Genomic DNA, 11850 nt, shown 5'->3' with positions numbered 1-11850 from the left:
AAAGATCGCAGGCTGCGGCAGCTCCTACAGGGACGCGCATTCCAATGCAGGAGCTGCCGCAGGCTGCGATCTTTTGATCTTCATTCAGGATTTCGGCGGATTGATCTTCTGCACCAGCGCATACGCCTTCACGGTCGCCGGGCGATCCTTGATGTGGTTGAACCAGCGCTGCACATGCGGGAAGTCTTCAAGGTTCTGGCTTTGCCATTTGTGCGAGACGATCCACGGATAGATCGCCATGTCGGCAATGCTGTATTCGCTGCCGGCGACGAAGTCGTTGTTGGCCAATTGTTTGTCCAGCACGCCATACAGCCGCGCGGTTTCATCAATGTAGCGTTTGATCGCGTAGGGGATTTTCTCCGGCGCAAACTGGCTGAAGTGATGATTCTGCCCGGCCATCGGCCCGAGGCCGCCCATTTGCCAGAACAACCATTGCAGGGCCGTCTGCCGACCGCGCAGGTCTTTGGGCAGGAACTGGCCGGTTTTTTCCGCCAGATATAAAAGAATCGCCCCTGATTCGAACAGCGACAACGGCTCGCCACCGTCAGCCGGCTCGTGATCGACGATGGCGGGGGTGCGGTTGTTCGGCGCGATCTTCAGAAAGTGTGGCTGGAACTGCTCACCCTGGCTGATGTTGATCGGGTGCACGTTGTACGGCAGGCCGGCTTCTTCAAGGAACAGGGAAATCTTGTGGCCGTTGGGGGTGGTCCAGTAATACAGGTCGATCATGGAGAACTCCAAAGCAGAAATGGACTTGCGTGCGGACAGCAAACGCCGGCGTCAGGTGATCCCGTGTGCATTCGAAAGCTTGCCTGACTGGAAGAGGTGATGCTGAACTGGGGCAAATTCAATGACCCCACATGAGAAAAATCGCCATGGAGCTTCAGGCCAACGCTGCACTGATCATCATCGACCAGCAAAAAGGCATCCTGCAGCCGCGTTTGGGGCGAAGAAACAATCCTCAGGCGCAAGAGCGAATCCTTGATCTGTTGGGGCTGTGGCGGCGTAGTGCAAGGCCGGTGATTCATGTGCAGCATCTGTCGCGTGAGCTGGATTCGGTGTTCTGGCCCGAGCAGGAAGGGGTGGAATTTCAGGACAGGTTTTTGCCGCAGGATGGCGAATGGCTGATTCAGAAGCAGGTGCCGGATGCGTTTTGTGCCAGCGGATTAGAGGCGCAGTTGCGCGAGGCGGGCATCGGGCAGTTGGTCATCGTCGGTGTGGCGACCAACAACTCGGTGGAGTCAACGGCGCGTACGGCGGGGAATCTGGGGTTTGATGCATGGGTGGCGGAGGATGCCTGTTTCACCTTCGACAAGGCCGATTATTTCGGCACATTGCGCACGGCGGAAGAGGTGCACGCAATGTCGCTGGGGAATTTGCAGGGGGAGTATGCGACGGTGGTCAGTGCTGCACAGATTTTGGCAGCCGACTGATAACCTGTGGGAGCTGGCTTGCCAGCGATGGCGGAGTAACAGGCGACATCAATGTTGAATGTGCCGGCCTCATCGCTGGCAAGCCAGCTCCCACAGGGCCTGCGGATGTCCACAAAAAAAATGTTCAGTGCAGATCAACGGTGGGAGCGAGCTTGCTCGCGAAAGCGGTGTGTCAGGCGAAACGACTGTCCGCCCCGGGCATCACGCGCCGTGGCACTTCTTGAATTTCTTGCCGTTGCCGCATGGGCAAGGATCGTTGCGGCCGACATCTTTCAGGGCATTGCGCACCGGTTCCTGGTGGGCGTGGCCGCAGTTCGGGCCGTGCACGTGGCCGTGGTCATGATCGTGATGATGGTCATGATCATGATCGTGGTTGCAGTCTGGGCCATGGACATGAGGTTGCTGGGTCATCGGTGTTGCTCCGGAATTAAATCGGCGGGGATTATCACGCCATTGCGCTCAAGGTGCACGTAGTGGGCGATGAATAAACCTGTTTCCATTTCGCCCTGCAAACGATAGGGAATCTGCTGATTCGGATTTTTCAGCAGTTTCACCACGTCTTTTACCTTCGGCCAGAGGTTGGTGCGGATCGGCACTTTGAAATAGGCGCTGTGCCTGGGCCCGACGGTGAACCAGTGTTCATGCTCGCCTTCGGCCAGCAACATGTCGGCCAGATGAATGCGGTATTCGAGACCGCGCACGGTCAGGTCGCTGTCATTGGGATTGTCGATGCGAAAGTGCAGGATGAATTTCTGTTCGAGCAGCTTGGCGCGCACCACCTCGACTTTTACCAGGTGCACGGCGGGGTCGACGCTGTCATCGCTGAACCACGACGCACAACCGCCGAGGTTGAGTACCAGCGTAAGCATCAAGAACTGAAATGTGCGCCTGCGACCGAGCATGTGATAACTCCCTTTGATGCTCAGTCTAGTCCTAAAAGATCGCAGCCTGCGGCAGCTCCTGCATGAGATCGCCTACCTCTTTAGAAGCTGCCGCAGGCTGCGATCTTTTGATCTTAAGCGCCGAAATACGCTGCACAGCACTTCTTGAACTTCTGCCCGCTCGCGCACGGGCAACTGTCATTGCGCCCCAGCTTCATTTGCACTGTCGGATCAATGAAGTACCAGCGTCCGGTGTTCTGCACGAACGAGGAGCGCTCGCGATGGCTGTGTTCACCCTGATCATCGTGCCAGCGCGCGGTGAAGGTGACGAAGGCGTGTTCCGGCTGGCCGCCAAAGACCTCCGAACTTTCTACTTCAAGACCGAGCCAGGTACTTTGCGCGCTCCAGTTGCCGATCGACTGCCTATCCAGCCCCGTTTGCTGGGCGGGCAGGGTAGTCGCTACCAGATAGTCGATCAGCCCCAGCACATACGCGCTGTAGCGCGAACGCATCAGTGCCTCGGCGCACGGCGCAGGATGGCCGTCGTGATAATGGCCGCAGCAGGCATCCAGCAGATTGCCGCTGCCGCAAGGGCAAATGGCTGTACTCATTGCATTACCACCAGTATTTCCCGAAGTTTTCCGGATTGGCCCAGAAGCGTGAATTGAGCCAGTCGGGGACTTGTTTGTATTCAAGCAGATCATAGGTGAACAGCGTCAGCACTTGATCGTCGCGTTGAAAGCGTTCGCTGGCTTGCAGCGCCAGCGAATAGAAGTCGGTTTCCTGCCAACCGCTGGCGGACAGATCCGCCAGCACCGCGATGCGGCTGGCATTGAGATTACGAATCCCGCCCAACAGATTCAGGCCATCGCGCTTGGGCAAATGTTCCAGGCAATCGACCACCAGCGCCAGATCGAAGCGCTGCGCCGCCAGTTCGGCAGGCAAGGCGCCGGGCGCGGCGTGGGCGACGACGGTGTCAGGATGCGCCTCTTTAAAGGCGCTCAGGGCCGGAAACTCGCTGGCGCCGATCAGCAAAAGACGCGCCGGTGCGTAGCGATCCAGCAAAGCGGCCAACGCCTGTTGCGGCGTGCGGGAAGAAATGGCGACGTTCATCGAAGCTCCTCAATCAGACCGCCAAGACTAGCGCGCTCTATCATTGGAGCCTAGCGCCCTGTCTCGCGGGTTTGCGGCAAAAGCGTCAAAGTCCTGTGAACACGCTCGCAAACAGCGGTGGCCTATTGCTGGCGGAGATTAAAACTCCGGTCTTTACTCCCTGAATCGGTTCTAAGCCGATCCCTCAGGAGAAAACCAGATGAGCATAGTTCGGACAGCATTACCTTTGATTCTGCTAACCAGTGTGTTGACTGGTTGTGCAGGTTTGCAGAAAACCGACTGGCCGACCTGTGCGGCGGTCGGTGGTGTGGTGGGTGCCGGTCTCGGCGCGACCGAGAGTTCGGCGTGGGCCGGCTACGGCGCGTTGCTGATCGGTGGCACGGCAGCGGCTTATTGCTGGGTGCACGGTGATGGCGACGAAGATGGCGATGGCGTGCCGGACAGTCGCGACAAGTGCCCGGGCACGCCTAAAGGCGTACAGGTCGACGCTGACGGTTGCCCTCCACCAACGCCTGCACCTGTGGTCGAAGAAGCTGTAGTGGTCAAGGAAGAAACCATTGTCATCCGTGATGTGCACTTCCAGTTCGACAAAGCCACATTGACCGGCCCTGACAAGCAAGTACTCGACAAGGTCGCCACGCGCCTGAAACAGGAATCCTCTACAGCACAACTGACCGTGACCGGCCATACCGACAGCGTGGGCAGCGATGCCTACAACAAGAAACTGTCGGATCGTCGCGCCCACTCGGTGGTGGACTACCTGATTCAGCAAGGTGTGCCGCGCGCCAGCTTCGTTTCGGTGTCCGGTCTGGGTGAAAGCCAGCCTGTGGCCGACAACAAATCCGCTGACGGTCGTGCGCAAAACCGTCGTACCGAAATCAAAATCGTCCGCTAGACCTCTCGCATCCGCGGCTTGTGCAGTCGCGGATGCGGGTCTTTACTCCTGTGTAACCGGTATGGGCCGGTGACACAGGAGCTTTCACAATGACTGTTTTCTCAAGGTCCGTCTTGCCGGTACTGCTGTTAGGCAGCTTGCTCACCGGTTGCGCCACTCACAGCGATGGCGATGCCCCCCTCAATCAACGTACGTGGCCGATCTGCAGCCTTATCGGCGGGCTGGTCGGTGGCGGTCTCGGCGCCATTGAAAGTGCTGGCTGGGCCGGCGGCGGTGCGGCGCTGGGGATACTCACCGGCGGACTGATCTGTTACGCCCAGGACGGCGATGAAGACGACGACGGCGTGTTCGACCGCCGCGACCGTTGCCCGGATACGCCGGCCAATACCCCGGTCGATCACCGTGGTTGCCCTCTACCGCAATACCCGGTCACGGAAAAAGTGCCGGAGCCTGCACCGCAGACGGAAGTCATCACACTCAGCGATGCCGGCAATGTGCTGTTCGATTTCGACAAGTCCGACCTGACCCCGGCTGCCAAAGCCCAGCTCGATACGCTGATGGACAAACTGCGCAATGCCGACGTGGTGAGCATCAAGGTCATCGGTCACACCGACAGTAAAGGGTCGGATGCCTACAACCAGGCATTGTCGGAACGGCGTGCGAGCAGTGTCGCCGCTTATCTGCTGAGCCAGGGCCTGGCGCCGAACAAACTCACCAGTGAGGGGCGCGGTGAAAGCGAGCCGGTCGCCGATAACGCCACCGATGAAGGCCGCGCGCAGAACCGCCGGGTGGAGTTGCACATCAATCGTTAGGACGCGTCTGTAGGGCGCAGGCTAGAGCTGCCGGACGACGATCGGCGTCGTTTCGGCAGCCATTTGGCAGGCGACAGGTTTTTTTTCAATTGCCCCTCTGGCTTATCCCCCGCAGAAGCCGTTACTGTGCGCCCAAAGAATAATTCGCAACACGGGGGAGCGTATGAAAGTGTTCTGGGGGCTGGGGCGGTTGTTGACCCTGCTGTTCTGCTGCGTGGTGCTGGCCAATCAGCTGGTGCCGTTCGTACATCCGTTGAATCTGTTGGTCAATCTGGCCGGCGGTCTGTTGTTGCTGATCCATGTACTCGAAGTGTTGCTGTGCAACCGCAGCCTCAAAGGCCGTCCGCACCCTTGGCGTGACCGTGGCCGCATCCTGTTGTTCGGCGTATTCCACCTGCAAACCATCCCGGCCCCGGCCGCTCCGGAGGCTTCTTCCCATGCGTAAACTTTGCTTGCTCGCTGCATTCATCAGCCCTTTGGCCTGCGCCCAAGTGGTCAGCGTCGAAACCAATTCGCTGATGCGCCTGCCCAACACCGCCAGTACCTTGCAACTGGAGAAACTCGAAGTCGCTGATTACGGCACGCTGCTGATTCCGGCCAACGTGACCGAGTTGAGTGTCGGTGAGTTGCGTCTTGGCCATGAAGCACGCATCGCGATCGTTCCGGGCGAGAACGCTTTGGACATGAAGGTCGTTCGCGCAGAGCTGAGCGATGGCAGCCAGATTACTGCGCGTGGAGCGCCGGGCACTTATGAAAAAGCCGCCCGAGCCGGCCGCAATCTGAATCTGCAATTCAAGGCGTTGAACGCGCCGCAACTGTTGGGCGATGCCCGTGGCGGCACCGGCGCGCCGGGTTTTGTCGGGCTGGACGGCGGCAACGGTGAAGACCCGGGCTGCACCTATGGCTCGGCCGGGCACGGGTTTGATGGCAGCAACGGCAGGGACGGGCAGCCAGGCGCACCGGGGGCGCTGGTGCGCCTTGAAGTGCCGCGCGAATTTCCGGCCGAGCTGATCAAGGTCAATGTTGCTGGCGGTGCCGGTGGCCCGGCGGGTGTTGGCGGCAAGGCAGGCAAGGGCGGCAAGTCCAAGGGTTGTCTGGTGTACCGCGCCGATGGCGGCAAGAACGGCAAGGCCGGGGCGGATGGACAGCCTGGGCCGGTGGGGGCGGCGGGGGCTGTGACTGTGCAGCGCCTGTAAGATCACTGATTGTTCCCACGCTCCGCGTGGGAACACAGCCCGTGACGCTCCGCGTCACTGGACGCAGAGCGTCCCTTGCGGCATTCCCACGCAGAGCGTGGGAACGATCACGGTCTTGCCGCCGCAATCGCCACCAGCACCAGCCCGACAATCAGATTAAGCCCCACCACCCGCCGAATCCGCCCCAGCACCGCCGCACCCGCCGGCCAGTCCTTCGCTTCCACCGCTTTCCGCAGCTCCGGCAGCATCAACCCCTGAATGCGGATAAACAGCGCCGTCATCACCACATACAAGCCCATCATCACCTGCACATATTTCGGCGCGGTCTCGAACCCGACCTGCTGCAAATGCAACATGCCCACGCCGCTGATCGGCAGCAGGATCACCGCAACCCAGACCCAGCGGAAAAAACCTTGAAACACTTCCACCCACAAGGTCAGCCGGGCAGGGCCATCGAGGGCCTTCACAGCCGCCGGGCGCAAGACTATCCAGGCGAAAAACATGCCGCCGACCCAGACCAGGGCGGACAGCACATGCAGGGGATAGACGAGGCTAAAAGGTGTCATTGGGGCACTCCGTTCTGCGCGGGATTAATTAGCGGGGTATGATAGCCGCCATCCGAAACCACTGAAAATTTATCCAGCGTTTTTTGCGCCCGAAAATTCATGATCAGCACTGAACTCAAAACCACGATCCAGGGCGCCTACTCGCGTTTTCTAGAGGCCAAGAGCCTCAAGCCGCGTTACGGCCAGCGCCTGATGATCGCTGAAATCGCCAAAGTCCTCGGGGATATCGACACCGACGACGAAGGCCGGCGCAGTGGCGACCCCGCGATTGTTGCGGTGGAAGCCGGCACCGGTACCGGCAAGACAGTGGCCTACAGCCTGGCCGCGATTCCGACCGCCAAGCTCGCCGGCAAACGCTTGGTCATCGCCACCGCGACCGTGGCGCTGCAGGAACAGATCGTCTACAAGGATTTGCCTGACCTGATGCGCAACAGCGGGCTGAACTTCAGCTTCGCGCTGGCCAAGGGCCGTGGCCGCTACATGTGCCTGTCCAAACTCGACATGCTCCTGCAGGAAGGCCACGCGCAAACTGCCACCGCGCAGCTGTTCGAAGAAGAAGGCTTCAAGATCGAGGTCGATGAGGCCAGTCAGAAGCTGTTCACCAGCATGATCGAGAAACTCGCCGGCAATAAGTGGGACGGCGATCGTGACAGTTGGCCAAATGCGCTGGAAGACGCCGATTGGGCGCGTCTGACCACCGATCACAGCCAGTGCACCAACCGTCATTGCCCGAACTTCGGCCAGTGCGCCTTCTACAAGGCCCGCGAAGGCATGGGCAAGGTCGACGTGATCGTCACCAACCACGACATGGTCCTGGCTGACCTCGCTTTGGGCGGCGGTGCGGTACTGCCCGATCCGCGCGACACCATTTACGTGTTCGACGAAGGCCATCACTTGCCGGACAAGGCGATCGGCCACTTCGCTCACTACACGCGCCTGCGTTCCACTGCCGACTGGCTGGAAACCACGGCGAAAAACCTGACCAAGCTGCTGGCCCAGCATCCGCTGCCGGGCGATCTCGGCAAGTTGATCGAACAAGTGCCGGAACTGGCGCGGGAGATCAAGGCCCAGCAACAGTTCATGTTCAGCGCCTGCGAGCAGGTTGCCGACTTCAAGCCCGGCGAAGATGTCGAGGGCCGTGAGCGGCCGCGTTATCGTTTTGTCGCCGGGGTGATTCCCGAGCACATCCGCGAAATGGGCATCGAGCTGAAAAAGGGCTTTTCGCGCCTCAATGATCTGTTCACGCGCCTGACCGACCTGCTCAAGGAAGGCATGGACGGCGAGGTCAACATCGGCATCGCCAGCAATCAGGCCGAAGAGTGGTATCCGCTGTTCGGCAGCCTGTTGTCTCGCGCCTCCGGCAACTGGGAATTGTGGACGGCGTTCACCGCCGAAGATCCGGAAGACAGCCCCCCAATGGCGCGCTGGCTGACCCTGGCCGAAAGCGGTTCGCTGTTCGACATCGAGGTCAACGCCAGCCCGATTCTGGCGGCGGAAACCTTGCGCCGTAGCCTGTGGAATGTCGCTTACGGTTGTCTCGTTACATCGGCAACATTGACTGCTTTGGGCACTTTCGATCGCTTCCGCATGCGCGCCGGTCTGCCGAAAAAAGCCGTCACCGCGGTGGTGCCGAGCCCGTTCCATCACGCCGACGCCGGTGTGCTGCGCGTGCCCGATCTGAAGGCCGATCCACGCGATGCCGCCGCACACACGGCAGCGATCATTCGTGAGCTGCCGGACCTGGTCGAAGGTTCGCGCGGCACCCTGGTGCTTTTCTCTTCGCGCAAACAGATGCAGGACGTGTTCGACGGCCTCGATCGCGACTGGCGCAAGCAAGTGTTCATTCAAGGCAACCTGTCGAAACAGGAAACCCTGAACAAGCACAAGGCGCGGGTCGATGGCGGTGATTCCAGCGTGCTGTTCGGTCTCGCCAGTTTCGCCGAGGGTGTCGACTTGCCGGGTGCCTACTGCGAGCACGTGGTAATCGCCAAGATCCCGTTTTCGGTGCCGGATGATCCGGTCGAAGCGGCGCTGTCGGAGTGGATCGAGGCCCGTGGCGGCAATCCGTTCATGGAAATCTCCGTGCCCGATGCCTCGCTGAAGCTGGTTCAGGCTTGCGGGCGTCTGCTGCGCACCGAAGAAGACCGCGGCACCATCACTTTGCTGGATCGGCGCCTGGTCACCCAGCGCTATGGCAAGGCGATCCTCAATGCGTTGCCGCCTTTCCGTCGTGAAATATCCTGAGACAACGGTGGGCAGTTTTGCCCGCCGTGTTGTCTATCTCTCTGCCATCACTTTTCCATTGGCCAATGTTGGTCGTTAGGGAGAACTCCGTTCTTATGATCCGCCGTTCGTTGCCTGCCGTATTCGCCTTGATCTTCGCCACGCCGCTACTCGCGGCGCCTGCGGGGCAGCAGACCCTGTTCAACTTTGTCCGTCCTGCCGACGTGGTGAAAATCGCCACCGAAAATGCTGATCTGCCGCAAGCCAACGCCGAGCAAACCCCCGAGGGCGAAGTGCTGCGCCGTGTGATCTTCAACCCGGTGGCCCGCCCGACCTTGCGTTTGACGCCGCAAACCGGTGCGTGGGACTGGTCGCAGTCGGGGATGATGACCCTGCGCCTGCAGAGTGCGATGAACTGGGCGGTTACCGTTTACGTGCAAATCCAGAGCAATGACGGCCGCACACTGGTCAGCCGCGTCGATCTGCCGGCCGGTCCTGCGCAGACGTTGCTGGTGCCACTAGTGGCTACTGCGCCGTTGAGCCAAGGCATGAAGGCCGGCCCGCCGATGCCGATGACTGTCGATGGTCAGCGCATTTTGCTGGCCAGCAGCAGCGGCGAGATTGATCGCAGCCAAGTAGTGTCGGTGAGTTTGTCGATGGATCAGCCGAAAGTCGCGCAGAGCTTGCTGCTTGAGCGTTTCGGCGTGCAGGACGGCGAGTCGGTCAGCCAAGCGGTGTATGGCAATCTGGTCGACGCTTACGGGCAATCGACTCGCAGCAAGTGGCCAGAAAAAATCGCTAACGATGAACAGCTTAAATCCGCTGCCGCCAAGGAACAGCAACAGCTGAAAACCTGGCTGGCCGAGCGCGAAAAGTCATCGCTGGACAAGTTCGGTGGCTGGAGCAAAGGCCCGGCGTTCAAGGCCAGCGGTTTCTTCCGCACCGAAAAACGTGACGGCCGCTGGTACCTGGTCACGCCTGAGGGGCATCCGTTCTACTCCCTCGGCGTCAACACTGTCAGCCCGGACGTCAGCCAGACTTATGTGGCGGGTCGCGAATTCATGTTCGAATCCTTGCCGAAACCGGATGAGCCGCTGGCCAGTCACTTTGGTGAAGGCGACAACCGTGGCGGCAATGGCGCAGATCAAGGTCGAGGCTACGGCAACGGGCGTTGGTATGACTTCTACGGCGCCAACCTGCAGCGCGTGTACGGCGAGCCGTGCAAAGGGGACAGCGAGAGTAAATCCGGGGTCGCTGAAGCGGCGAAGACTGAAGCGGCAGAAAGCGCTGCCGCCAAGGCATCAGAACCTGTCGCTGTGCCGGCTGAGCCGAAGTCAGGCGTCGCCGAAGCGGCCAAGACTGAAACCGTGCAAGTGGCCAGCGAACCGGCTGCCGCACCGTGCAAAGCAACTATTGATGAGTCGCAGTGGGCCAACCACACGCTTGATCGCCTGCAAGCCTGGGGTTTCAACACGGTCGGCAACTGGAGCGCCGATTCGCTCAGTGAAGCCGAACGCGTGCCGTACACCTTGCCGCTGTCGATTGTCGGCGACTACACCAGCATCAGCACCGGCAGCGACTGGTGGGGCGGCATGCCGGATCCGTTCGATCCGCGTTTCGCCATGGCCACCGAGCGTGCCGTGGCCATCGCCGCCCGCGACCATCGCGATGATCCTTGGCTGATCGGTTATTACGCTGACAACGAATTGGCCTGGGCCGGGCCGGGCGACGATCCGAAATCGCGTTACGCCTTGGCTTACGGCACGTTGAAGATGACCACCGACGTGCCGGCCAAGCGCGCGTTCCTCAAGCAGTTGCGCGACAAGTACCGCAATCAGGCCGGGTTGTCGAAGGCATGGGGCATTGATCTGCCGGCGTGGGAGCTGATGGAAGACCCGGGTTTTGTGCCGCCATTGCCGAATCCCGAACACCCGGAAATCGAAGCGGACTTCAAATATTTCCAGAAGGTCTTTGCCGACACCTACTTCAAGACCATCTCCGATTCGCTGAAATGGCACGCGCCGAATCAGATGCTGTTGGGCGGGCGCTTTGCGATCAGCACCCCGGAAGCCGTGGCGTCCTGCGCGCAGTATTGCGATGTGCTGAGTTTCAATATGTACACGCTCACGCCGCAGGATGGTTATGACTTTGCCGCGCTGGGGGCTTTGGACAAACCGGTGTTGATTACCGAGTTCAACTTCGGCTCCGCTGATCGCGGCCCGTTCTGGGGCGGCGTGACGCAACTGAGCAAGGAAGAGGATCGTGGCCCGGCGTATGCCAATTTCCTCAAGCAGGCCTTGAGCGAGCCTTCGATTGTCGGCGTGCACTGGTTCCAGTATCTGGATCAACCGGTGACCGGGCGTTTGCTGGATGGCGAGAACGGTCATTTCGGTCTGGTCGGGGTGACAGATCTGCCGTATCAGGGTTTCGTCGAATCGGTGCGCAAGAGCAATTTGCAGGCGCTTGATCAGCTTGGCAAAGAGGCTGAGAAAGCGGCCGCCGCAGCGGGGCATGAGGCTGAGGGCGGCCGCAAAGGCGAAGCCGGTAAAGGTCCGGGGGCAGGGCATGCCGGTGGTCATTCCGGCAATGGTCACTAACCTGTGATGCTCTAACAAGATCGCAGCTGCGGCAGCTCCTACATGGAAACGCAATCCATGTAGGAGCTGCCGCAGGCTGCGATCTTTTGACTTGGCTTTTAACCGTCTGGCCCGCAGCTGTTCCCAAATCCCTC

The 11850-nt window shown here is 60.3% G+C and carries 13 protein-coding genes; 7 read left to right on the top strand and 6 right to left on the bottom strand.

Annotated features, from left to right (window positions below):
* Positions 1-84 precede the first annotated feature (84 nt).
* Complete coding sequence (locus AK821_RS27725) at positions 85-729, bottom strand: glutathione binding-like protein (RefSeq protein WP_064393090.1); 645 nt, start codon at positions 727-729, stop codon at positions 85-87.
* Positions 730-875: 146 nt separating this feature from the next.
* Here AK821_RS27725 and AK821_RS27720 point away from each other — a divergent pair, with 146 nt between their 5' ends.
* The gene (locus AK821_RS27720; protein ID WP_064393089.1) at positions 876-1433 is read left to right on the top strand and encodes a cysteine hydrolase family protein; all 558 of its coding nucleotides are present in this window, start codon (positions 876-878) and stop codon (positions 1431-1433) included.
* Positions 1434-1634: 201 nt separating this feature from the next.
* Here the strand turns inward: AK821_RS27720 and AK821_RS27715 are convergent, their stop codons facing one another.
* The 4 genes from AK821_RS27715 to AK821_RS27700 form a co-directional block, all read right to left on the bottom strand.
* Entirely contained in the window at positions 1635-1844 is a 210-nt protein-coding gene (locus AK821_RS27715) for an SEC-C metal-binding domain-containing protein (protein WP_008083915.1), read from the bottom strand.
* On the bottom strand, positions 1841-2335 hold the full coding sequence (locus AK821_RS27710) for an LEA type 2 family protein (protein WP_064393088.1): 495 nt from the start codon (positions 2333-2335) through the stop codon (positions 1841-1843). Before AK821_RS27710 ends, AK821_RS27715 begins: the two co-directional genes overlap by 4 nt.
* Positions 2336-2448: 113 nt before the next feature.
* Positions 2449-2925, bottom strand: a complete 477-nt coding sequence (locus AK821_RS27705; protein WP_064393087.1) for a YchJ family protein — start codon at positions 2923-2925, stop codon at positions 2449-2451.
* 4 nt (positions 2926-2929) lie between these two features.
* Entirely contained in the window at positions 2930-3427 is a 498-nt protein-coding gene (locus AK821_RS27700) for a DUF6231 family protein (protein ID WP_064393086.1), read from the bottom strand.
* Between the two features lie 199 nt (positions 3428-3626).
* Here AK821_RS27700 and AK821_RS27695 point away from each other — a divergent pair, with 199 nt between their 5' ends.
* The 4 genes from AK821_RS27695 (at position 3627) to AK821_RS27680 (ending at position 6330) form a co-directional block, all read left to right on the top strand.
* Complete coding sequence (locus AK821_RS27695) at positions 3627-4322, top strand: OmpA family protein (protein WP_064393085.1); 696 nt, start codon at positions 3627-3629, stop codon at positions 4320-4322.
* Positions 4323-4411: 89 nt separating this feature from the next.
* The gene (locus tag AK821_RS27690) at positions 4412-5134 is read left to right on the top strand and encodes an OmpA family protein (RefSeq protein WP_064393084.1); all 723 of its coding nucleotides are present in this window, start codon (positions 4412-4414) and stop codon (positions 5132-5134) included.
* A 163-nt stretch (positions 5135-5297) separates the two neighbouring features.
* Positions 5298-5579 carry a DUF1145 domain-containing protein gene (locus AK821_RS27685; protein ID WP_064393083.1) on the top strand — a complete coding sequence of 94 codons (282 nt, stop codon included), beginning with the start codon at positions 5298-5300 and terminating at the stop codon, positions 5577-5579.
* Positions 5572-6330: a hypothetical protein gene (locus AK821_RS27680; protein ID WP_064393082.1), complete on the top strand. Its 759-nt coding sequence runs from the start codon at positions 5572-5574 to the stop codon at positions 6328-6330. Before AK821_RS27685 ends, AK821_RS27680 begins: the two co-directional genes overlap by 8 nt.
* Positions 6331-6437: 107 nt before the next feature.
* Here the strand turns inward: AK821_RS27680 and AK821_RS27675 are convergent, their stop codons facing one another.
* Positions 6438-6896 carry a CopD family protein gene (locus AK821_RS27675; protein ID WP_064393081.1) on the bottom strand — a complete coding sequence of 153 codons (459 nt, stop codon included), beginning with the start codon at positions 6894-6896 and terminating at the stop codon, positions 6438-6440.
* Between the two features lie 99 nt (positions 6897-6995).
* Here AK821_RS27675 and dinG point away from each other — a divergent pair, with 99 nt between their 5' ends.
* Positions 6996-9140 carry an ATP-dependent DNA helicase DinG gene (dinG, locus tag AK821_RS27670; RefSeq protein ID WP_064393080.1) on the top strand — a complete coding sequence of 715 codons (2145 nt, stop codon included), beginning with the start codon at positions 6996-6998 and terminating at the stop codon, positions 9138-9140.
* 95 nt (positions 9141-9235) lie between these two features.
* A complete protein-coding gene (locus AK821_RS27665; RefSeq protein WP_064393079.1) occupies positions 9236-11716 on the top strand; it encodes a beta-galactosidase in 2481 nt (826 codons plus the stop codon).
* The last annotated feature ends 134 nt before the right edge of the window (positions 11717-11850 follow it).

Source organism: Pseudomonas sp. RIT-PI-r, from assembly GCF_001297015.1.
Classification (GTDB): Bacteria; Pseudomonadota; Gammaproteobacteria; order Pseudomonadales; family Pseudomonadaceae; genus Aquipseudomonas.
Note: the sequence above shows the minus strand (reverse complement) of the source record. Positions and strands in the feature narration are given on the sequence as shown.

Bases quoted from the DNA above. Each gene is read 5' to 3' on its own strand.
- AK821_RS27725 (WP_064393090.1), bottom strand. From the start codon at position 729: ATGATCGACCTGTATTACTGGACCACCCCCAACGGCCACAAGATTTCC.
- AK821_RS27705 (WP_064393087.1), bottom strand. From the start codon at position 2,925: ATGAGTACAGCCATTTGCCCTTGCGGCAGCGGCAATCTGCTGGATGCC.
- AK821_RS27680 (WP_064393082.1), top strand. From the start codon at position 5,572: ATGCGTAAACTTTGCTTGCTCGCTGCATTCATCAGCCCTTTGGCCTGC.
- AK821_RS27685 (WP_064393083.1), top strand. From the start codon at position 5,298: ATGAAAGTGTTCTGGGGGCTGGGGCGGTTGTTGACCCTGCTGTTCTGC.
- AK821_RS27695 (WP_064393085.1), top strand. From the start codon at position 3,627: ATGAGCATAGTTCGGACAGCATTACCTTTGATTCTGCTAACCAGTGTG.
- AK821_RS27675 (WP_064393081.1), bottom strand. From the start codon at position 6,896: ATGACACCTTTTAGCCTCGTCTATCCCCTGCATGTGCTGTCCGCCCTG.
- AK821_RS27700 (WP_064393086.1), bottom strand. From the start codon at position 3,427: ATGAACGTCGCCATTTCTTCCCGCACGCCGCAACAGGCGTTGGCCGCT.
- AK821_RS27715 (WP_008083915.1), bottom strand. From the start codon at position 1,844: ATGACCCAGCAACCTCATGTCCATGGCCCAGACTGCAACCACGATCAT.
- AK821_RS27720 (WP_064393089.1), top strand. From the start codon at position 876: ATGGAGCTTCAGGCCAACGCTGCACTGATCATCATCGACCAGCAAAAA.
- AK821_RS27710 (WP_064393088.1), bottom strand. From the start codon at position 2,335: ATGCTCGGTCGCAGGCGCACATTTCAGTTCTTGATGCTTACGCTGGTA.
- dinG (WP_064393080.1), top strand. From the start codon at position 6,996: ATGATCAGCACTGAACTCAAAACCACGATCCAGGGCGCCTACTCGCGT.
- AK821_RS27690 (WP_064393084.1), top strand. From the start codon at position 4,412: ATGACTGTTTTCTCAAGGTCCGTCTTGCCGGTACTGCTGTTAGGCAGC.
- AK821_RS27665 (WP_064393079.1), top strand. From the start codon at position 9,236: ATGATCCGCCGTTCGTTGCCTGCCGTATTCGCCTTGATCTTCGCCACG.